The following is a 21,876-nucleotide window of genomic DNA, read 5'->3' as shown; positions in this document are numbered from 1 at the left end:
TTTCCCCAGGCAATGACACTTCTCCCTTTGCCAGAAGTTGCAATCCTTGCTATGCTTGAGCTTAAGCAGAGCTACTCCTTCTCTCTAGCAGGAAGATCAATGGGGGTCATTAGCTGTGACGCAAGCCACCAACTTTGAACAGCTGGGAACTTTATTTTGGCAAGGATCCTACTCTGCCTTTTTTGCCCAGGCCGAACAAGAAAGTATTCCCTCAATTCTCCTAGAGACCATTGCTCTTTCCATCGCTCCTGAGTTTGCAGAAAGGTACAGGGGTGGATCTCTAGAAGGGTTATTGTGGCCACAGACAAAGCGACTTTTGCAAGTTCTGTCGATTGTCTATCAACCTGTTGCAGAACGCATGCGGGAGGAAGCCCTAAAGCTTCCTGTACACCACCACCATAGACTTCAGCTGCTGGCGCACAGCCTTGACTGCTTCGCTAGAGCTGGGGAAGAGGATTGGGTGTGGTTAGTATTGAAGCAAATTCTAGAAGATTGGCCTCCAAATGCCTTTATCAACTCTCTTTACGATCCCCAGACAGGCGAGGAAGTGGCGCGCCTGTGGCTATTTCAGGTTACTCAATACCTTCGTGACCTCTCTCAGGAGGAGGCTGATGCCTTTTTACCCACAGCCAGTTCCTTCTATCATCGAGAAGCTGCTGCTGCGTATGGCCGCTGGGTCAATCAGAAACGGAACGGCGACTCCGCCTGGCCAGAGTGGTATATCCCACCAGAAATCCGGCTAGATGAGCCTTTTGGAGCAGCTCTTGCAGAAATTTGCAGGGATCCCTCCCTGCGGGTGGTGGTCGAGGTAGGGGCCAGTAGTGGAGAAGAATCCACAGCTGTTTTGCGCTACGCCCTTCCCAACTCTGTTCGCATCTACAGCATAGAAGCTCATCCTGAGCGCTACAAAGAGCTGGCTAGAAGGGTAAGCAAGGATCCCCGCTGTGTCCCCATTCACGCTGCTGCCCAACCTAGGATCGCTACAGTGGAGGAGGTGGAAGAATGGCTGAAATCTTGCTCCAGCTTCTGGGTCCCCTATAGCCGAGAGCAGGCTCTGGAATGGCACCAGGAGGGACAAGATTTACTCAAGTCTGTTCCCACAGATGGGGCAAGCCGAGTTCCCAACCCCGACCTTCTTCTCATTGACGGCGGCGAGTTTACGGGCTGGTATGACCTCCAAGCTTTTTTGGAACAGGGCGCTCGCCCCAAGTATATTGCCCTGGATGACATCTTCGCTTTTAAGAACAGCCGTTGCTTGACGGAGCTCCCCAGCTATGGCTACCGACTCATTTGCTGGGGAAATGTCCGCAAAGGCTTTGCCATCTTTAAAGACAGCAGAGCCACTCTTCCCATTCACTTCTTCACCATTGTTTTAGACGGGGAGCCGTACATTGAGCGCCACTACTCCACCCTCTGCGAGTTGGATAAGCTAGGGATCCCCTGGCAGTGGGTGGTGGTCGAGGGCGTTGCTGCCTTACGCCATGACACAGGGTGGAGCTTAGCCAACGGTGGTCGGATTCCTGAGAGGTACTTTCAAGGGCACAGCTTGGATGGTACGGTCAAATACTTGAGGGACTTGGCAGCCAAAGACAGCCGTGTTCGGCTTGTTCAGAAGCCCGATGGCCAGTTTTGGGATGGCAAAATTGAAATGGTCAGGGCAGCCCAACCTGACTATCCCTGCTTGCTGTGGCAGTTAGATGCAGACAAAATTTGGACAGTCGAACAAATCCGGCGGGTTCATCGACGCTTTGAAGCAGATCCCACTCTAGAGGCGGCCCAGTTCTACTGTCGTTACTTCGTGGGCCCCAATCTTGTCCTGGACAACAAAGGTAAGTGGGGCAACAACCCCCAGATGGAGTGGTGGCGGGTCTGGAGATGGGATCCCTCTGAGTGCGAGTGGCAAACTCACGCGCCACCTGTGTTGATCCGAAAGGGACGACTTCCCGAGAGGGTTCTGACCGCAGACCAAACGGAAGCAGAGGGCTTAGTGTTTGACCACTATGCCTATGCATTGCGAAAGCAGGTGGAGTTTAAGGAATCCTACTACGGCTACCAAGGAGCTGTCAGAGCTTGGGAAGAGTTGCAAAAAGCGGAAAAGCCCTGCTCCCTGCAGCCCTTTTTCCCCTGGGCATACGGGGATCCCTTGGTGGTAGAGGTGCGGCAACGTCTTCACCTATTTGTGGACGGGGTGTTCTTCCAGATGTTCCAAACTGGTATTGCTACAGTTTGGCGCAACTTACTGCGGGAATTGCCTCAGCTGGGGATTCGCATCACTTTCTACGATCGGGGTGGCATGGGAGAGCTACCCCAGGGTGTCGAGAGAATGCAGGGTCACCCCTTTAGCTACGCCCGCTGGGATGATCCTGAGTTGAGACAAGCTTTTATTTGGTCAGGGGCCGAGGTTTTTATGAGCACCTACTATACCTACCTGCCCCCTGACGTTCCGCAGGTGCTCCTGCTCCATGACATGATCCCAGAAGTGCTGGGTTGGGATCTCTCAGATCCCATGTGGCGCCAAAAGCACGCAGCCCTTGAAGCAGCCGCTCGCATTGTAGCTGTTAGCCAAAACACGGCCTGTGACTTGCTGCGTCTAACTGGCAAAGAGGCAGTAGTAGCTTACCCTGGGGTTGACACCAGTGTATTCAAGCCGGATCCCTCAGCTATTCCCAAGCACTGGCTGCTGATTGGATGCCGCCAAGGCACTTACAAACGACAGGAGTTATTTTTTGAAGCTTATCAGCAGTGGTCCTATAAGCCTTTCCCTGTCCTTTGCACTCATTCCTGGTCGACTCCAGAGGCTTATCGACAGGCGGCAGCTCCGCAACCTGTTATGAATGCTTATCTAGATCTGCAGCAGTTGGTTCAAGCCTACCAGAATGCCGTGGCGCTGGTTTACCCAAGTGCATATGAGGGGTTCGGGCTACCCGTATTGGAGGCCATGGCCTGTGGGACCCCTGTCATTATCTATCCCAACTCTGCCTTAGTGGAAGTAGGAGGAGAAGCTGCATTTTATGTAGAGGACTCTTTGTCGGACACCCTGGTTCAGGTTCTGGATCCCAAGTTGCGCGCTGAGAAAGTCAGGAAAGGCTTAGAGTGGGTTAAGTCTTTTACCTGGGAGCGCATGGCTAAAACAATTCAGGAAGTTCTGCACCTTGCAGTCAAGCCAAGCCTAACAGCCTTGTAGTCTTGGCAAGCATCTCGCTGCTAACCAGTTTCACAGTGCCCGCACTGCCGGTGTGAAACCTCAATCCCTAACTTCTGGAGGAAGGGTCACTCTGGCTCGAGCCTGGGCAACCAACCCATCCACGTACTCGTTCCAGCGCAGACCTTGGTGGGCTGGGATCCAAACCACCTGCACCTGAGGGCACTGCTGCTTTAGTTGATACAGTTCCTGAACCAGATCCAAGTTTTCCACCGGCCCGGTGCGCCGCCGCCACCCCTGCGCTGCCCAGCGATCCATCCAGTCGTTGTAGGTCTGTACGCAAAGGTGGGAGTCGCTGTAGATGGTATCGACGCCGTTGCCCTGGGTGTGGCGGCAATACCGCAAAGCCCGGATGAGGCCGGTCAACTCCATGCGGTTGCTGGTGCTATCGGGATCCCCTCCCCAAAACTCTTCCACAATTTGATCATCTTGAACCACCACCACAGCCCATCCCCCTGGCCCCGGATTGGGAGAACATCCCCCGTCGGTGAAGATGCCACTGTGGGGGCAGGCAACCAGACGGCTGGGGCCCGCTCCTTTGCGGCTGTGCATCCGTGAAACCTTGGTCATGGTGCTCATCCGATGCTAACGGGAAGATTTGGGATCCCGGCTCGACAACAGACACTGCATCTTATTGCAGAAGGGCGTGCCGGCACCACTGTTTAGTGTATTCAGCTTCAGAAAAGCTTTGTTTCACACTATTAGCAGCATAAACCCCGTCAACATCAGCTTACGTGACACTGACGCACAAGGTTAAAAACAGTACGAACAAAAACCCCCAGAAAATCTGGGGGAGGAGTGGTGTGTTGAGGTGATGAATACTCGCATGATATCTCTCGAATTCGGTGAGTAGGCCAAACCGGCGAGAGATCCCTGCGTTTTTTTGCAGAAATCATTGCAGATACTGGAAAGCATCAGACACTAGAGACCAGCGCGTCAAAACTGAGCTTATTTCGTCTTGATCAGATATAGTGCTCAATCTCGAAGAAATATCTATTTAGACACCAAATACAGAGAAGCCAGTAATAACTTTTCTTATGCACCTACCGCCGACACTAGGGGTTGTGTCAAGCCCAAATGAGCATAGAGACGGGAAAAGTCAAAATTCGCTGACATTAGCTCTTGGATGCAGCGGACTTTCACCTCCTCGTGTAGGCGAATCTGCCCAAAAACCCGTTCGATGCGGTTGATGGTGGTGAAGGTGTCCAGATCCACCGAGAGAATCGGCACTTCCAGCTCTTCTGCTCGAGACCGAATGCGGGGATCCAGAGGGAGCTTGCCGGTCAAGATCAGGCAGAGGGTGGAAGTTTCTAGGGCGGCCAGTTGAATATCGGTGCGGTCTCCGCCGGTGATCACCGCCTTGTGATCCAGCTTACGGAAGTACTTCAAGGCCGAGTTGACGTTCATCGCCCCTACCGCAATGTCTTCAACCATCAGGTCCATCCGATCCGGACAGCAGAGCACCTCGGCATCCAGTTGCCGCACCAACTCCCCAACGCTGATGCTGCGCAAAATGCGATGGGAGGGCAAAATCCCCAGCACCGGGATCCCGTGTCCCTCCAAAAAAGGCCGAATGATCGTTTTTGCCGGTTGCACCTGGTCGGGCGGCACATCGTTCAGCAGCACGCCTGCCAAGCGGGATCCCAGTTGACGATGGACAAAGAGAAGAGAATCAACAGCCAAGGAGGAATGGTAGCGACTGATCAGCAGTACCGGAGCATCCAGGGCTTGGGCCATCTTGGCCAGCGACAGGCCAAACAATTCCCCCTCGTAAAGATCGGCTGGGCCTTCCAGCAGCACCAAATCGGCAGGGGAGCGCTGGACAAACTCCAACAGAGGGGCAACCGGGCACTCTGGAGCTGGATCCCCGGGAGCTCGCTTCATTTGAGCCAGCAAAGCCTCTTCGTTGAGCCGGAGCAGCATCGGCGGCATTTGATCCATCGTCAGCCGCAGAGACTCCGCCACAAAGCGCATATCCGGATCGCCCCCTTCCAGCGAGCAATCTTCCCGCTCGCAAGAACCGATGGGCTTCCCATAGGTGACTTTTATCCCTTGCTGCTGCAGATGCTTGGCCAAACCCAAGATGGCAGCCGACTTACCGCTGAAGGGCTCAGTAGAACCAATTAAAAGGAACTTGGACACGGATGGCTCCCGGTAACGAGAGGGACGAAGGGATCCCTTACTCAGTCTAACGGAGGCTGCTCTCTCCTCAGTTCTGGACTAACCGATTAGGATCGACTCTTCAGGGTAGGTTACCAACGGGCGGGGCTGTTGTTGAGCCAAGGCCAAGACAATCGTCAATGCCCCCAACCGGCCCCAGAACATCACCAGCACAATGATCAGTTGGCCAAACCAGTTGAGCTCCCCGGTAAAGCCCGTCGAGAGGCCGCAGGTGGCAAAGGCGGAGATCACCTCAAACAACACCGGATCCAACCTACTGTTACTGTGGGTCAGCAAAATCAACCAAGCCGCCAACAATACCACAAACAGAGAAACCGTTAACACCGCTGCCGCCTTGCGCACCATGGAGGGATCCAAGCTGCGCCCGGCAATCTGAGCGCTGGGCAAACCGCGGGCATAGCCCCAGAGGGCCAACACCAACACCGCCAAGGTGCCGGTGGTCATGCCGCCCCCCATAGAAGCTGGGGCTGCCCCAATAAACATGAGAGCCATCAGCAGCAACTGGCTGGCCGGGGTCAGATCCTCAATGGGGAGCCCGGCAAACCCAGCCGTTCGAGCAGAAACCGATTGAAAAAACGTCAGGCCCAAGCGGCGGGGCCAGCTCACCTCCAGCAGGGATCCACCGGGCAAGCTCTCTCCCAAAAACAAGCCAATGCCGCCCGTGCAGAGCAAAACCACCACCACGCCCAGGGTAATCCGGGTGTGCAGAGAGGGGCGGTGGCCCCGCGGCCAGGTTAACAAATCCGACAAAACCGGGATGCCCAAACCGCCGATAAAAATCAGACCGGCCAAAATCGCCAGCGACAGACCGTCTGTAGGGATCCCTTCCCGGCCAAACAGGTCAAATCCTGCATTACAAAAGGCCGACACCGCGTGAAAAATAGCCAGAAAAACCGCCCGCTCCGGCCCATAGAGATCCCGCCAGTGCACCCAGAGCAGCAGAGCCCCCCCCAACTCAATGAGGGTGACCCCCAGCAGCACCCGCCGAGTCAATTCCAAGATCGCCCCCGGATCGATTAGACCCAGCGAATTGCACAGCGCCAAGCGATTGAGCAGGGAAATGCGCCGCCCGATCAGTTGAAACACCACCACCGCCAACACCATGAAGCCCACCCCGCCAATCTGAATCAGGATCAGCAAGACAATCTGGCCCAGCAGGGTGAGATCCTCCGCCGCCACAATCGTCGAGAGACCCGTCACACTCAAGGCCGACATGGCCGTAAACAGTGCCTCATTCCAGCTCAAGGGATCCCCGCGCCCGATCCCCGGCAACATGAGCACCAAAGTTCCCACCACTGCCAAGAGCCCCAACCCTACAACCAGGCGCAATGGCGGTGGCAGCGGGCGACGCCTGTCCCCCCCGAAAAACCACTGCAGACGATTCCCAAAGGCCCTAGAGGACTGAGACAATGCCGAGCCCGGTGTCGGCAGGTGGCGGGCGCGGGATGGTACCGGTGGAACCAAGCACTCAGAGCCCTCCTCTGGCGGAAGCGGGACGGAGCCCTCTCTCATCGGAGCCCTCCCTACATTTCATTCAGCCGCGAGATGTTGGTATTGGCCCCCAGAACCACCAGCAAATCCCCCTTTTCCAGCAGGTAGTCTGCGGGGGGAGAGACCACCAGCGATTGCTTTCGCTTCACCACTAGCACCGTGATGCCGAAGCGGCGACGCAGATCCGACTCCGCCAGCGTATGGCCCACCAACGCCTCCGGCACCTGTAATTCCGTAATGCTGTAGCCCGGCTCCAGCTCTAGCTGATCTAGGATCCCCGGTGCTGTCAACACCTGAGCCAAACGGCGCCCTGCCTCTTGCTCCGGCAACACCACCCGATCTGCCCCCACTCGCAGGAGAATAGAGCGTTGCCGCTCGGTCGACGCCTTACAGACCACATTGCGCACCCCCAGACTTTTCAGGGCCACCGTCGTCAGCAAATTGCTCTCAAAATCGCTGCCAATGGCCACCACCACCGTGTCGAAGGAGAGGATATCCACCGCTCGCAGCGCATCTTCATCGCTGGAATCGAGTGCCACCACCTGCGTCAGCTGATCCGCCAGGCGCTGCACGATCTCACGGCTGCGGTCGATCCCCAAGACATTGTGCCCTCGCTCCATCAAGGTGAGAGCCAAGCTAGAACCAAAGCGCCCCAGACCAATTACCGCATATTCACGATCCACCCTCTGTCGTTCGCGCCAGCGGAACGCAGTCCCTGCCATAGGATCTCCTGCCCCCTCTTTCAAGAACAGATCATAAGTTCATCCAGCAGGGATCGGAAGGGCCGCGACTCTAGGCCGACTCAGGCTTGGGCAGCGTAGAGGGGTGAGGAATCAGCTCGCGGGTGGAACGGCGCTCCACCATCTCTGCGGTGATGCGGATGTATTTCAGGTCGCGGCGGGAGGGTGCCTCGTACATCACATCCAGCATTAGCTCTTCCACAATGGCCCGCAGGGCACGAGCCCCGGTCTTGCGGCGATAAGCTTCTTTGGCAATGGCAGCAATGGCGGCAGGTTCGAACTCCAGTTCCACCCCGTCCATGCGCAACAGCTTCTGCGCCTGCTTGAGAATGGCGTTTTTGGGCTGCGTCAGGATCGCCTCCAGCGCCTTCTCATCCAGCGGATCCAAAGTCGCCACTACCGGGAGCCGCCCCGTGAATTCGGGAATCATGCCGTACTTGATCAAGTCTTCAGGCTCCAAAGCCTTGAGGGCATTGGCCATACGTTGCTCGCGGCTAACCGACAATTGCTCCCCTGGCTTGATAAAGCCCATCGATTTCTTGCCAATGCGCTGCTCGATTACTTTTTCCAGGCCAACAAAAGCCCCCCCGCAAATGAAGAGGATGTTGGAAGTGTCGATTTGAATGCAGTCTTGATAGGGGTGCTTGCGCCCTCCCTGGGGAGGCACGTTGGCTATTGTCCCTTCCAGCATCTTCAACAAAGCCTGCTGCACCCCCTCGCCGGAGACATCGCGGGTAATGGAGGGGTTCTCGCTTTTGCGGGCAATTTTGTCGATTTCGTCGATGTAGATGATGCCGCGCTGGGCCTCTTCTACGTCCATGTCCGCCACCTGCAGCAGGCGCAACAGGATGTTTTCCACATCCTCGCCCACATAGCCAGCTTCCGTAAGGGTGGTAGCATCTGCAACCGCAAAAGGCACATCCAACATGCGGGCCAGGGTTTCCGCCAGCAGGGTTTTGCCGGAGCCGGTGGGGCCAATGATCAAAATGTTGGACTTCTGTAGCTCCACCTCATCCAGTTCCGAAACTCCGACGCTACCGGGGTTGGCCTTGGCAGCCAGACGCTTGTAGTGGTTGTAAACCGCCACCGACAAAACCTTCTTAGCTTTTTCTTGGCCAATCACATATTGGTCGAGATAGCGCATGATCTCCTGCGGCTTGGGCAACTGCGCCAAAGAAGGCAGGCTGCGGGAGGATTTTTTAGGAGCTTCACGCCGGCCGCCGGCAGGGGCGGCAGCAGGAGGAGTGTTGCCGTCGTAGAGTTCCTCATCCAAAATCTCGTTGCAGAGCTCCACGCACTCGTCACAGATGTAGACCCCCGGCCCCGCAATCAACTTACGCACCTGATCCTGTGACTTGTTGCAGAAGGAGCACTTTAGATGGGAGTCATATTTGGCCATGGGATCCTCGTTGCTGCTTGCTCTTGGCTATCCTAATCCGGCAAAAGCCAGAAGAAAACTAAACCTTCCAATCCAGTCGCAAATTGGCTGCGAAAGCGTAAGGAGGCCGAAGTTGGTGGAATCTCACTGACCTACTAGTCTAGCATCTCCACTGGGCTCGTAGGGCTTGTTTCCGGATCCCCAAGGGGGCAGGGTGCCAAGAGATTCCCATGGGGATCAACTGGAAAGACTGGAGATATAGTCATTTCAAACTGGATTGAGACACTTCCCAAGCGCTCCGTGCCGCTTCCGCGACCACCCACTCTTCAAAAGGGAGCTGGGAAGCAATGCAACGGAGGTGTTTCATTCTTGCTTCAAAGTGACCATAAGCTTCTCCAGCGCTCTGCGCTACCCGTGCAAACGCCACAGCCTCGGTTCTCCCCAAGTGTCTTACAAGGAGGAAAACTGGAAATGGAAGGGGTGAGCCGTTTCGCTGCTATCGGGAATGGTCATACATCCTTTGGACGGATTTATAGAAAAACCGCCCGACTTGACGCCGAGCGGAAGATGGTGTGAGGAGTGAACGGAAACATGCGTCTCCGCTGATCCCATCATAGTTGAACTTATCTGGCACTGGCAAAGGAATCCTTCAGTTAAGTTGGATACTTTTTGGAGGTGTGGCCGCGCCTTTTTGTAACCAAAAAGGGGAAGGAACTGTCCGTGTTTCGTTCGCTTCCCCCTATTGGCGTCCACTCCTCACTAGAGATGAATCATAAATTATCCCTGCCGCTAAGACAACCCACCCTACCCAAGTTTTTCGGGGATCCACCCTGTCAAGGATGCAGATCACCGGATTCCACGGTGGGATCCAGCGCCAACAGCTCCGCTTCGGTCAGCAGGGGGATCCCCAGTTGTTGGGCTTGCTCCAGCTTGGAGCCGGGGTCAGAGCCCACCACCACGTAGTCGGTTTGGCGGCTGACGCTGGCGGTGACTTTGCCCCCCCGACTCTCAATCCAAGCCTTGGCCTGCTGGCGGGAGAGGGTGGGCAAGGTGCCGGTGATTACGAATTTTTTCCCGGCCAGGATCTGGGAGACGGCAGGGTTCTCCTGCTGAGGAAGAGCGGGGATCCCTAGCGCCTGCAACTCCTGCAACAGGCGACGATGGGCCGGCTCGGCAAACCAGGCCACCACCGCTTCCGCCACTTCCGCGCCTATCCCATAGATCTGGGCGATGGTTTCTGCGCTGGCTTGGGCCAAAAGCTCAGGGGTGGGAAAATGGCCGGCCAAAATCTGGGCGGTGACCACCCCCACATGGGGGATCCCCAGCCCGTAGAGCACTCGTTCCCAGGGCTGTTGACGAGAGCGCTGAATGGCTTGCACCAGCTTTTGGCTGGAGCGGGATCCCATCCCCTCCAAGCCCTGCAACTGCTCTGGGGTGAGGCGGTAGAGATCGGCTACGGTGCGCACCCCCAAGCTCTCCACCAATTGGGCTGCCCGCTTTTCCCCTAAGCCTTCGATATCCAAAGCATCGCGGCTGGCCCAGTGCTGCAATTGGCCCCGCAACTTAGCCGGGCACTCGGGGTTGGGGCAGCGGGTCACGGCTTCGCCGGGGGGACGAACCAAAGGGGCGTGGCATTCGGGGCACTGGCTGGGCAGGCTGTAGGGAACAGCGTCGGCAGGGCGCAATTCTTTTAGGATCCCGACCACCTCCGGGATGATCTCCCCGGCTTTGCGCACGATGGCAGTATCGCCAATGTGCACATCCAGCTCCCGCAGGCGATCGGCATTGTGCAGGCTGGCGCGGCTGACAAGGGTGCCGGCCAAAGGAACCGGCTCCAGCTCTGCCACTGGAGTGACGGCGCCGGTACGGCCCACGCTGGCCACGATGGCGCGGATGCGGGTGGGGACTTCCTGGGCAGGGTATTTGAGGGCAATGGCCCAGCGGGGAAATTTTTGCGTAAAGCCGGCCTCCTCCTGCAGCCGCAAGGAGTTCAATTTCACCACCACCCCGTCGCTGGCGTAGGGGAGCTGGGCACCCCGCCATCGCTCGTAAAACTGGATCACTTCTCCCAAGCCCCGACAGACCTGGGAAAGGGGGTTGACTGGAAATCCCAATTCCTTGAGCTGCTGCAGACACTGCCACTGGGTTTGCGGGGGATCCCCGGCAGGCCATCCCTCCGGCCAGTGGAGGGCGTAGGCGAAGAAGCTGAGCTTGCGGGCGGCCACAACGCGGCTATCCAACTGCCGCAGGGTACCGGCAGCACAGTTGCGCGGGTTGGCAAAGGGGGGATCCCCAGCGGAACGACGCTCTTGGTTGATCCGTTCAAACTCGGCTAGGGCCAGATAGACTTCCCCCCGCACCTCCAAAACGGGAGGCGGATCTGCTGTCGCCAGCCGCAGGGGAATCGAACGAATGGCGCGCACGTTGGGGGTGATGTCCTCTCCGGCCTGTCCGTCCCCCCGAGTAGCACCCCGCTCCAAAAGACCCTCGATGTAGGTTAGGGCCAAGGCGGCGCCATCAATCTTCAGCTCACATACATATTCCAGCTCTCCCTCTGTCCTGCTGTCGGGAACAGGGGCACGGCCCAAAACTCGCAGCAGACGCTCTTGCCACTCCTCTAGCTCTTCTGGGTTGAAAGCGTTTTCCAAGCTGTAGAGGGGGATGCGGTGGAAGACGGTGGGAAAATGCTCTGCAGGTTTTTCTCCCACCCGCTGAGTAGGGCTATCGGGAGTGACCAGTTCAGGGTAAGCCCGCTCCAGCTCTTGCAGCTCGCGGTAGAGGCGGTCGTAAACGCTGTCTTCCAGGATGGGCGCATCGTGGACATAGTAGGCAATGCTGGCCTTCTGCAGCAGGGTGCGCAGCTCGCGGGCGCGTTCTTCCAGATGGGGATCCATAACTCCTTGGGTGAGCAAGGTCTACCCCTAGGTTAGGGCTCCTGAGGAGCCAATAAGTAGGAGCCGATATTCTCCAAGCTGGGAGGATGTAGGAAGGGGATGGTCAAGATGGCCTGCTGGGAAAATGGCTGGGGGAGCTGGGCCAGAAGAGTCTGGTGACGACGGCGGAGGGCCTCTCCAAAGGGGGTAGAATCCTCTAACCACACCCGATTGAGAACGGCGTAGGGATGAGGGATCCCCAAAGCATCCAATTCCGCCAAGAGACGCTCGGTTTCCGCCAGAATTGCTTGCTCGGGGTTAAAGACGGGGATAAAGGTAACAAACTGGGGATCCTGGAGCTGCTGCCGGAGCTGTCGCACCTGGGCCAAGAGCTCCCGCATCCGCTGCGCCCATTCCGGCCTGCCCACCACATCCCGATATTTCAGCCACAGCTTCAGGGCCAAGCTTACCCAGCCCTCCAGAGCCTGGGGCATCTGCAGAAACCGCAAGAGATGGCCTGTGGGAGCCGTGTCCAGCACCACCAGGTCGAACTGCCCGCTCGTCTCCTGTCGGAGAACACTCAACAGGGCCATCACCTCATCCAAGCCGGGTGGGGGCATCTGCAGCAGTTGCCGCCACGCCTGCGGGTCGTATTGGACTTCCACCCCTGCCGTCCCCTCCCCCGCCAAGATGGCCGCCACCTCCTCCAGGTAATCCTGCCGGAATTGCTCCAGCACCGCCGCCGCATCGATCTCCTGCCCCAGCAGGTTGGGCAGCAGGGGAATGGGATCCTGACCCAGTTTCGTCTGAAACAGATCCCCCAACGAGTGAGCCGGATCGATGGAGACCAGCAAGAGCTGCTTGTCGGGATGGCGCTTGGCCAAGTTCCAAGCCAGGGCCCCGGCCACCGTCGTCTTGCCCACACCCCCTTTGCCCCCCACCAACACCAGTCGGATCCCTTGGGTCAAAAAATCCGGTAGGGACGGGATCCCCTTGAAGGAAGGGAAGAGGGTGGAGAAGAGAGACTTTCTCTTCTCTTGGCTCTCTGCTTTTTGCTCTGGGATCCCTTCCAACTCCAGCAGCACCTCTGGCAAGGGGCGAAGCTGCTGCACCAGCTCATCCAGGGCCGCCAACCCAACCGGCTCCTGTAGTTGATAAGGACAGACCCAGATAGAGTATCCGGGCAGCTCCTCCTGCAGGGCTTTGAGCACGCGCCCCTGTTCCTGTTGCCGCGCCGAGTAGAGAGGAGAGGGGAGAGCAGCGGGCAGCGAAGGTTGGCTGTTATTCTCTCTTGCAAGCAGCACCTGATTGACCAGAAGACCGCCGATGGGCACGCGGCGGTTTTGCAGTTGCTGACAAAAGCGGCGGGTTTCCGCCACGCTCAACTGCTCCGGGATCATCACCAGCCAAGCAGAGGTGCTCTCCGGATTGGTCAAGCGGGCTTTGCCCCCCTCAAGTTCCCCCTGCAACTGGGCCAAAAACGCATCCGCCTCATCCGGTCGATAGGTGCCTGTCAGGGCTTGGGCGATCTCCCGATGCTTGGCCTGAAAGGTGGCAAACACAGCCAGAAGATTATCCAAAAAGTCGGGCAGCTCCAACAGCCGCAGGGTGTGCCCGGTGGGGGCCGTGTCCAAGATAACGGTATCCACCTCCTCCCCAGCCAGCAGCCGGTTGACCTCCAGAATCGCCATCAGCTCATCCACCCCCGGCCAGGCTAAATCCCAGATCGGCAGCAGATCCTCTCGGCCAAACCAACTGCCCCGCTCGGCAATGAGCTCCAGGGCCGGCCCATAGGTTTGCCGAAAAGATTGCAACAAAATCTCCGCTTGCAAAGCCCGCACCTGCAAATTGGGGCGATCCGGCAAGGGTTGGGCCACATCCGTAACCGAGATTTGCAGCACGTCCCCCAGCGAGTGGGCGGGATCCGTGGACATCAGGAGCAGACGGCGCTGGGGATCCACCTGGGCCAGTTGGCGAGCCAGCGCGCAGGTCAAGGTTGTTTTGCCCACTCCTCCCTTGCCGCTGAACAGCAAGAGGCGTTGGGAAGCCAAGAGCAGAGGATGGCAGGAATGCTCCTCACTGTTAACGCGACTGAGTTGCAAAGGGATCCCCTCCCACATAGGTCGCCCCTATTTTGGCCTGGATCCCTCTTGGGGATGCTCTAGATCACTGCAAAGGTACTCCGCACCGCTGACGGGATGGGAAGAGCTTGTACGGGAGCAGCTCACCGCAGTTTCTCCTCTCCCAGCCACACCCGGCGACGTCCTCTGTCCCACACCAGCAGCGCGTGGATCCCAATCCAAAGTCCTGTCCACAGCCAGTTGTGCAGCCAGATTTTGCCCAGAATGGGCAGGGTCAGGCCCTCCGTTCCCCCCAAAACCAGGCCGGCGGCCAAAATCAGCCCTTCAAAAGCCAGAAACCCCAAGATGAGCATGGCCGGGATCCAGAGATAGTTCAGCAGCAGTTGCCTTGGCCGAAGCGGCTTGGACTGAGAAAACAGAGGTCGGTAACCGCCAGCAAGAGCAATCCCCACCGTGCCGATCCCCAGCACCAACCCCCAGGCAAACGAATCGGGAGTGCGGGGATAGTTGTGCCAGGTGTAGCCAAAGATTTGGTTGGCCAGCCAAATCATCAAAGCACTAATGGCTGCCCTTTGGCGGGTTAAAGTTGTGCCTGCAACAATACCAACAGTTACAAAAGGAAGGGTACATGTATAAGCAATATTGCTGAGACAGCCGACGGTGGTAAACAAGCTGGGCCAGAACCAGCCTTGGGCCAAATCTTGAGCAGCTTGTATCCAAAGTGGGGCTGGGATTAAGCGGCGAGAGCTGGGAATGGGGATAGGTTGAGCACTCGATTGCAGGCCAATCATGACTTTAATCTCCTGGAAAAAGGTGGTCTTTCAGAGGACAGCTATTAAGCAAATGCTCAAAAACAATTTGCCGAGCTACTTGGGGAGTAACCCGCTTGTACCAGGTGCGATCCCCAGAGTAAAAAACCACGGGCCCCTGTTGGCAAACTTCCAAGCAGCCTGAGGTGATAACCTGTACGTCCAGGTTGGCTTCTCGAAGAGCCGATTCCAGAGCTTCCACAACCGGTTGGTAGTTGCGGGAAGGATAACAACGGCTGGAACGACAAACGGCAAGGTAGGGACGTTTAAGAGGGTTATCCTCATAGGGGATCCGCTCTTTCCCCTGCACATAGATGGCGCGGATGCGCTCGTAAAGAGAAAGCTTTTGGTAATCTGCTTTGCCTTCCGGCAGGTAGTCTTCCTCTGGCCCCAAAAAGGGGCTGGGCAGAAAAATCTGCAGCAAAGGCTCTTCTGCTCCATTCCAGAATTGGATCCCCCACATGCGGGGCTGACCTTGGGGATTGAGGCGCCGGTAGAGAGCAGCACGGCTAACCAATCTTTTGCGGCGCAGCTCGGGTGGGGTCTTGCGATGGGGGCCGCCTTGGTGCTCCTCCAGGCACAAATGCAGGTGCCAAGTTTCGGTGGCAACGGTTAGATAGCCATCGTAGAGCACGCACAAAGCTGGAGGTTTCTTGAAAGCCAGCTCCAGCACCCCGCCTTCCGCCACATGGCCCACCTGGATCTCGGCCCAGTGCTCTTGAAACAGCTCGTAGAGCAACGGCCCCAAGCAGTCAATATGGGCAGGGATCCCTTCATAAAGGGTTGTCCAACCCGTCAGAGAAACTTCCTGCCAAGCTTGATGGAGGGGGGTTATCCAGGGGGTAAAAGTGGCCATGAGAAAGCTCCTCAGTGCAGTGGTGGAATACGAGCAATCACCCCTTTTTTGAGGGGGCGCTCGGCCCAGGGTAGGATCCCATCTGGCTTGGTGAGGTAGAGCTCTGCTGTCTGCAGAATGAGATCCACATCTTTTGGATCGAGATCTCCAAAAACATAGGTCATCTTTTGAGGTGCTGCCAACGCAACGACACAAGCATGGCTGCAGCCGCTCATACAGGCAACCGGCTTCAGGGTCAGTTGAGGATTGAGGGTTTGAGATTGCAGGGCAGACAGCAGCATTTCTCCCTTGCTAATCCCTTCTTTTTGGCCGTTAACCCACCGAGATCCGCAAGTGACACAAACCCAAAGACAATGGCTGCTGGGTTGCTGGGCAGCGCTGCCAGCTTGGATGGGCAACTGGGAAGTTGATCGAGACATGGTGCTCCTTGATATAGTCATAGGTTTCTGTCCAAGCAAAGGGTGTGAGAAGAGGCAAAGACGATCTCAATGTCTTGGCCAAGGATTCAGCAGTGAGTTAGACAGCTAAAAGTCAGCCTCAAGTCGCTCTAAAATTGGCCCCTTAAATTAAGCCGAACGGTGCGACCCACTCCGGGGTAGCCGGGGAAAACCTCATATTGCTCATCCAGCAGGTTATCAACCCCCACTTCTAGAGCGAGATTTTCTGCTACTGGGATCCCTCCCCGCAGAGCCAGGTTGGTGTAGCCGGGCAGAGATTGGGTATTGGCGTTGTTGGTAAAGAAAGTGCCAATGTGATGCAGGAAAACTGAGGCATACCGATCCTCTGCATCGCGGTAGCTCAGGCCCAGGTTGAAGCTGTCTGCTCCCACGAAGGCTAGCTGTTTGCCAACCGCTTTGGGATCCAGCGCCGAGCGGATGATGGGATCGTTCAGGGTGTAGTTGGCAAAAAGAGTCCAGTTTTCCCCCAATCGCAAATCCAGGGCTGCTTCCAAGCCCGTGTATTCCACGAGCTCAATGTTTTCGTAGGTTCCCCTGCGCGGGCCAGTGCTGACAAAGGTAATGCCATCGCGGATGCGGTTATGGGCAAAGGTCAAGCGCAGTAGGCCAAAATCTCCCAAAGCCTGATCCAGGCCAATGTCAAAACTCTCTCCCCGCTCCGGTCGCAAATTGGGGTTGCCGTCGACTTCAAAAAAGCCGCGCAGCCGAAAGAACAGGTTTGAGATCAAGGGGGTGCGAAAGCTGCCGGCATAATTGGCCCTCAGGGTGGTGCCTTCTGCCAAAACCCAGCGGATCCCTGCGGCAGGAGAGGTGGCCGAACCGTTGACCAGATTGCTCGAATCTTGGCGAACACCTAAGTTGAGATAAAAGTTGGGCTGTGGCCTGTAATCCAGGCGGGCGAAGAATGCCCCCTGATTCACAGTATTGTCATAGTTGACGTTGGTGGATCCCCTGGCAAAGGAGAAGGTGGTGTTGCGAGCTGAAATGGATCGGTAATCCGCTCCTAGAGTAAGCTCCAGGTTTTCAGCAGCCTTCCAGGTGTATTGCAGTTGGGATCCCCACCCCGTTCGCAGGATCTCATCCCGGGATCCCTGGCTTTGTGGGGCGCTGAAGCGATAGTTGAGGTCGTCAAAAAATACCCTGGCTTGCAGGGATCCCCTCTCTTGATCCCACAGCCAACTGAGATCTAACAGCAGGTCGTTGGTGTTTTGCACTGCATCGGGGGAGGGAAACTCGGTGCTGCCAGGCACCTGAAACGCTTTATTGAGATAAAGGGCATTTCCGGTTAGGACCTGGCCTTCTGCCAGTTGCCAGGTGAGTTTGGCTTGTAGGTTGTGGTACTCCACTGCCGAGTTCTCCCGCCTGCCTGCTTTGCCCAAACGCCTAATTTCAAAGGGAAAGTCGTTGTTGCTCTGCAGACGGCGATAGCTGACCACCCAGCCCAGATCCTGCGCTTGGCCGCGGTTTTGGATCCCTTGCTCATTGAGGCCGTAGCTGCCGATAGCCGCTTCCAGCACGGTCTCGGATCCCGGCTTTGGATCCAGCGTCACGATGTTGATGACCCCGCCAACGGCATCGGAGCCGTATAAGGTGGAGCCCCCACCTGGAGAGATCTCAATACGCTCGACCACATCTGTAGTGATCTGAGACAGATCGAACCCGCCAAAAAAGCCCAGGTCGTTAATGGGGCGGCCATCCAAGAGCACCAACACCTGGGCCGTTCGTCCTCCCCGCATAAACTGGGAGCTAAGGGCTCCCAACTGGGTTCCCGCCGTGCCGTCGCTGAGGATCCCGGGCAGGTAGCGCAGGGCCTCCTGAACCGTTCTTGCCCCTTGCTCTCGAATTTGCTGGCGGGTAATGACGTAAACCGGGCGGGAAGAATCCCGCAGCAAACCAGGACGGCGAAAAGGTGTGGTGACGGGTTGATTTAAAATCTCGGCGCTAACACCGGTTTCCAACACCTCTTGAGCTGAAGGTGAAGAGGCCGCCGGCTGCGCCCACGCTGGGATCCCCAAAACAAGACCCCCCAGCGCCAGGCTGAGACCTAGAATGGGATTCATTTTCCTAAAGCTCCTGATTCCGTGCGACGCGGAAGAAAGACGAGCCAGAACCGCAGGCGGGCATCCTGACTGAGGGCATGGGTCTAGCCCAAGCCCATCACAGTTGCGGCACAGCGCCGGATTTGCACCGGACTTTCCCCTTTACATGCCCTGGCTGATCCCCAGGACAACCTGTCGGTACAGCTTTCTCTGCGATTGCTCCGAAAAAGCCGTGCTAGGCATCATACATCCCCTGCTCTGGAGTTCCTATCCTGCCAGGGGGGATGTCATCCCCAGGGGTAGATGGGATCCCATCTGCAGTCCCAGAGCTTCGGATGGGCGACATCCCATTAAAATTTGAAAAACTTGGGCCAGATTGCTTTGTTGCTTTGTAAGCGATTGAAGGATTGCCCCCACCTACTCCGGATCCTGAAACTCAGAGATCCCTTGGCTTTTTGGAGAATAGAGATACACCGAGACTTCACAAGACCCAGGGCTTTTGGGAGAGCAAGATAGAGACGCTGGCCTAGCCGCCATCGACTGGATCTGTTGGACTAGTACCCAACCGGGTAGAAAAGAGGGGCTTTTTCGGTCGCGTGAGCGGCGCGGAGCGCTCTTTCTGGCAAAGCCGTTGCCTGGTGGGCTGGATCCGGCTCAACTTGGCTGGGAGAGGCAATCGGCACCTCGATCATCCGATCCGGTACCAGCGGCACCATTTCGGAGCGGTCGGCGATTTCCCGGAGAGAATTGGCAATGGATTCTTGAGTCAGCAGAAACTGTCGTTCGTTGCGCTGCATCTGCTGCCACACCTGGTAACGCTGGCTCCACCGGCTTTGGGTATGCACAGTCCAACTGTAAAGGCTCAACACTGAAACGCCGGAGAGGATAGCCATCCCTGTGGAGATTTGCTTCCACCAGGCTAGGTGTTCTGCCCAAGCAAGATGCTGGCTGCGAGGATGGGCTGATTTCAACTTCAAATTCAAAGGTTGGGTGCGGCTGGCCTGAACTGTACCGGAGAGGGGTCGGCTCAGAGCAGAAGGCTGTCTGTGGCGACGAGGGCTTTTGGGACGATCAAGACCTGCGTTCAAAGGCTGGCTAACCATAGGGCTTAACCTCACACACACCAAGGAATCCGACGGTGTGAGACCGCCGGTTCCGCTTCACCCTAGTTCCCCGCGCCCCCCAACAGCAACCCCCTTCTCCCGATTCCCGGCCTCAGCAGGACAGCTGTCCGCTTCACGGTAGCCGATCTCTTGAGAGCGGGAGAACCAACCTAAACCTACATCTGACTGCTGCGGGCAGCCACTCGCAGTTTGGCAGAGCGGGCCCGTGGATTGCGTTGCCGTTCCAGTTCGGAAGGGGACAAGGGCTTGGGGGTGAGCACCTGCCAACGGGGATCCCTGCGGAAGGCCCATTTCACCAAGCGATCTTCAAGGCTATGGAAGCTGATCACGGCCAACCTGCCGCCGGGTTTCAACCAAGTGGGGGCTTGGGCCAGCAAGGTTTCTAAAGCCTCCAGTTCTCGGTTCACGGCAATGCGCAACGCCTGAAAGACGCGGGTGGCCGGGTGGATGCGGCCTCGCCGAGCTGCCGGAGGTACCGCCTGCCAAACCACCTGGGCCAACTGGGTAGTTGTGGCGAGGGGACGAGCCTGCTCGATGTGATGGGCAATGCGGCGGGCAAATCGCTCTTCGCCGTAACGGGTGAAAATCTCGATCAACTCTTCGACCGGGCGATGATTAACCCAATCGGCGGCAGTCTCCTGAGCTGTACTGGGATCCATGCGCATGTCCAGCGGCCCCTCCCCGCGAAAGCTAAATCCCCGCTCAGGGCAGTCCAGTTGCGGCGAACTCACCCCCAAGTCGGCCACGATGCCATCGAAGGGGATCCCCTGCCCCTGCTCATCCCGAAAGCCATGCTGCTGCAGATCGAAATCGGCAAAATTGAGGTGCCACAGTTGGATGCGGCTGCCGGGGATCCCTTCTGCTGCAAAACGCGCTTGCGCCGCCTGTAGAGCCGCCGGATCCCGATCCAACCCCACCACTCGAGCAGCTCCCCCCCGCAGCAGCGCCAAGCTGTGTCCACCCCCTCCCAACGTCACATCCAAAAAAATACCGCCCCCCTGGGGTTGCAGGTAGGCCATCACCTCCTCGGTCAAAACAGAGTCGTGTTGATACACCTTGCCAAGCACGGTCTGCGGGGGTTCTATTTCTGCTGCTACAAAGTTCAGTATCTGCAAAAAAAAGGCCGAGGCCAGGCCCCGACCGAGGAATCCATGTTGTTAAGGTGATCCTCTGGGAAAAGAGGGGTTGCCGTCAAAAGACAGGCTGTCTTGGGATCCCTGGTAAGATCTCTGGGGCATGAGTCCGGGCCTGAGTAAGATGAGACTGCTGCCGCTTTTGCCCAGTCTGCCATCAGAGTTGCTGTGTTGACTCACTCTTCTTCTACCGATATCCTCACTCTCTCGCCGGCCAAGGGCCTGCGCGGCCAAGTGAGCATCCCCGGCGACAAGTCCATTTCCCACCGCGCCCTGATGCTGGGATCCCTGGCCGAAGGAGAAACCACCATCCAAGGGCTGTTGCTGGGAGAGGATCCCCGCAGGACGGCAGCCTGTTTTCGGGCGCTGGGGGCAGATATTTCGGAGCTCAACAGCGAGTGTGTTCGCATTCGGGGAGTTGGCCTGGGCCGGCTGCAAGAACCGGCAGACGTGTTGGATGCAGGTAACTCCGGCACCACCTTGCGCCTGATGCTGGGGATCCTGGCTGGCCAGGCCGGGCGCTTTTTTGCCGTCACCGGCGATCGCTCCCTGCGCTCGCGGCCCATGGGGCGGGTGGTAGGACCGCTGCGGCAGATGGGGGCCAGCATTTGGGGACGGGCCGGTGGGACGTTGGCACCTTTGGCCGTACAAGGGGGATCCCTCAAGGGCATTCACTACCGCTCCCCGGTGGCTTCAGCGCAGGTAAAATCCTGCCTCTTGCTGGCGGGTCTGCTGGCGGAAGGCACCACCCAAGTCACCGAGCCGGCTCTCTCTCGGGACCACTCGGAACGGATGTTGCGGGCCTTCGGGGCCAACATTCAGGTGGATCCGGAAACAAAAACCGTGGCCGTGGTGGGGGGATCCCGCCTGGTGGGCCAGAGAGTTCAGGTGCCGGGGGATATCAGCTCGGCAGCCTTTTGGCTGGTGGCCGTCTCCATTGTGCCCGAGAGCGAATTGCTGCTAAGGGATGTGGGCCTCAACCCCACCCGTACCGGTGCACTACGGGTGTTGCAGGAGATGGGGGCTGACATCCAAATTGAGAACCTCCGGGAAATGGCCGGTGAGCCCCTGGGAGATCTGCGGGTGCGTTCGGCCCGCTTGCGCGGCTGCACCATCGCCGGCGATCTCATCCCCACCTTGATCGACGAGATCCCAGTTTTGGCGGTGGCGGCTGCCTTTGCCGAAGGGATCACGGTGATTCGCGATGCCGCAGAGCTGCGGGTGAAAGAAAGCGACCGTCTGGCTGCCATAGCCCAAGAGCTGAGCCGCATGGGAGCCCAGGTCACTGAATATCCTGATGGCCTGGAAATCAAGGGAGGGATCCCTCTTCACGGGGCCGAGGTCGACAGCTACGAGGATCACCGCATCGCCATGAGCCTGATGGTGGCAGCTCTAGGAGCGCAGGGATCCACCCTCCTCAGGGGAGCCGACTGTGCCCGCATCTCCTACCCCGACTTCATTCCCACCCTGCAACGATTGACTGCTTCCCCCCTGGAGTCTTGAGAGGGCCC

The 21,876-nt window shown here is 57.6% G+C and carries 15 protein-coding genes and 1 riboswitch; of the genes, 2 read left to right on the top strand and 13 right to left on the bottom strand.

The window, feature by feature from the left end; translation table 11 throughout:
* The first annotated feature begins 460 nt into the window (after positions 1-460).
* Positions 461-3,184: a glycosyltransferase gene (locus ACVWZF_RS07090; RefSeq protein WP_457411178.1), complete on the top strand. Its 2,724-nt coding sequence runs from the start codon at positions 461-463 to the stop codon at positions 3,182-3,184.
* 60 nt (positions 3,185-3,244) lie between these two features.
* Here the strand turns inward: ACVWZF_RS07090 and ACVWZF_RS07085 are convergent, their stop codons facing one another.
* The 13 genes from ACVWZF_RS07085 to rsmH all read right to left on the bottom strand — a co-directional run bounded on the left by ACVWZF_RS07085 (position 3,245) and on the right by rsmH (position 20,317).
* A complete protein-coding gene (locus tag ACVWZF_RS07085) occupies positions 3,245-3,772 on the bottom strand; it encodes a ribonuclease H family protein (RefSeq protein WP_457411176.1) in 528 nt (175 codons plus the stop codon).
* 465 nt (positions 3,773-4,237) lie between these two features.
* Complete coding sequence (locus ACVWZF_RS07080; protein WP_457411175.1) at positions 4,238-5,344, bottom strand: phosphotransacetylase family protein; 1,107 nt, start codon at positions 5,342-5,344, stop codon at positions 4,238-4,240.
* A 78-nt stretch (positions 5,345-5,422) separates the two neighbouring features.
* Complete coding sequence (locus ACVWZF_RS07075) at positions 5,423-6,895, bottom strand: TrkH family potassium uptake protein (protein WP_457411174.1); 1,473 nt, start codon at positions 6,893-6,895, stop codon at positions 5,423-5,425.
* Positions 6,896-6,906: 11 nt separating this feature from the next.
* The gene (locus ACVWZF_RS07070) at positions 6,907-7,596 is read right to left on the bottom strand and encodes a potassium channel family protein (RefSeq protein WP_414329043.1); all 690 of its coding nucleotides are present in this window, start codon (positions 7,594-7,596) and stop codon (positions 6,907-6,909) included.
* Positions 7,597-7,666: 70 nt separating this feature from the next.
* Positions 7,667-9,013 (bottom strand): ATP-dependent protease ATP-binding subunit ClpX, encoded by a 1,347-nt coding sequence (clpX, locus tag ACVWZF_RS07065; RefSeq protein ID WP_414329044.1) that lies wholly within the window; start codon positions 9,011-9,013, stop codon positions 7,667-7,669.
* Between the two features lie 812 nt (positions 9,014-9,825).
* Positions 9,826-11,886 carry an NAD-dependent DNA ligase LigA gene (gene ligA / locus ACVWZF_RS07060; protein ID WP_457411187.1) on the bottom strand — a complete coding sequence of 687 codons (2,061 nt, stop codon included), beginning with the start codon at positions 11,884-11,886 and terminating at the stop codon, positions 9,826-9,828.
* A 32-nt stretch (positions 11,887-11,918) separates the two neighbouring features.
* On the bottom strand, positions 11,919-13,985 hold the full coding sequence (locus tag ACVWZF_RS07055) for an ArsA family ATPase (RefSeq protein WP_457411172.1): 2,067 nt from the start codon (positions 13,983-13,985) through the stop codon (positions 11,919-11,921).
* 104 nt (positions 13,986-14,089) lie between these two features.
* On the bottom strand, positions 14,090-14,737 hold the full coding sequence (locus tag ACVWZF_RS07050) for a hypothetical protein (RefSeq protein ID WP_011432956.1): 648 nt from the start codon (positions 14,735-14,737) through the stop codon (positions 14,090-14,092).
* Positions 14,738-14,741: 4 nt separating this feature from the next.
* Positions 14,742-15,611, bottom strand: a complete 870-nt coding sequence (locus tag ACVWZF_RS07045) for a (2Fe-2S) ferredoxin domain-containing protein (protein ID WP_011432955.1) — start codon at positions 15,609-15,611, stop codon at positions 14,742-14,744.
* Between the two features lie 11 nt (positions 15,612-15,622).
* Entirely contained in the window at positions 15,623-16,030 is a 408-nt protein-coding gene (locus tag ACVWZF_RS07040; protein ID WP_041436418.1) for a DUF1636 domain-containing protein, read from the bottom strand.
* Positions 16,031-16,158: 128 nt separating this feature from the next.
* Entirely contained in the window at positions 16,159-18,129 is a 1,971-nt protein-coding gene (locus ACVWZF_RS07035; protein WP_457411171.1) for a TonB-dependent receptor plug domain-containing protein, read from the bottom strand.
* A gap of 38 nt (positions 18,130-18,167) precedes the next feature.
* Positions 18,168-18,320, bottom strand: a riboswitch (cobalamin riboswitch).
* Positions 18,321-18,662: 342 nt separating this feature from the next.
* Positions 18,663-19,211 carry a hypothetical protein gene (locus tag ACVWZF_RS07030; RefSeq protein WP_457411169.1) on the bottom strand — a complete coding sequence of 183 codons (549 nt, stop codon included), beginning with the start codon at positions 19,209-19,211 and terminating at the stop codon, positions 18,663-18,665.
* Between the two features lie 176 nt (positions 19,212-19,387).
* Positions 19,388-20,317 carry a 16S rRNA (cytosine(1402)-N(4))-methyltransferase RsmH gene (gene rsmH / locus ACVWZF_RS07025; RefSeq protein ID WP_457411186.1) on the bottom strand — a complete coding sequence of 310 codons (930 nt, stop codon included), beginning with the start codon at positions 20,315-20,317 and terminating at the stop codon, positions 19,388-19,390.
* A gap of 216 nt (positions 20,318-20,533) precedes the next feature.
* On the opposite strand from rsmH, the gene aroA reads away from it, so the two are divergent.
* Positions 20,534-21,868: a 3-phosphoshikimate 1-carboxyvinyltransferase gene (gene aroA, locus ACVWZF_RS07020; RefSeq protein WP_457411168.1), complete on the top strand. Its 1,335-nt coding sequence runs from the start codon at positions 20,534-20,536 to the stop codon at positions 21,866-21,868.
* Positions 21,869-21,876 lie beyond the last annotated feature (8 nt).

The sequence above is a fragment of the Thermostichus sp. OS-CIW-30 genome, from assembly GCF_054060215.1.
The sequence above is the reverse complement of the archived record's forward strand: the minus strand, read 5'-3'. Positions and strand labels throughout refer to the sequence as shown.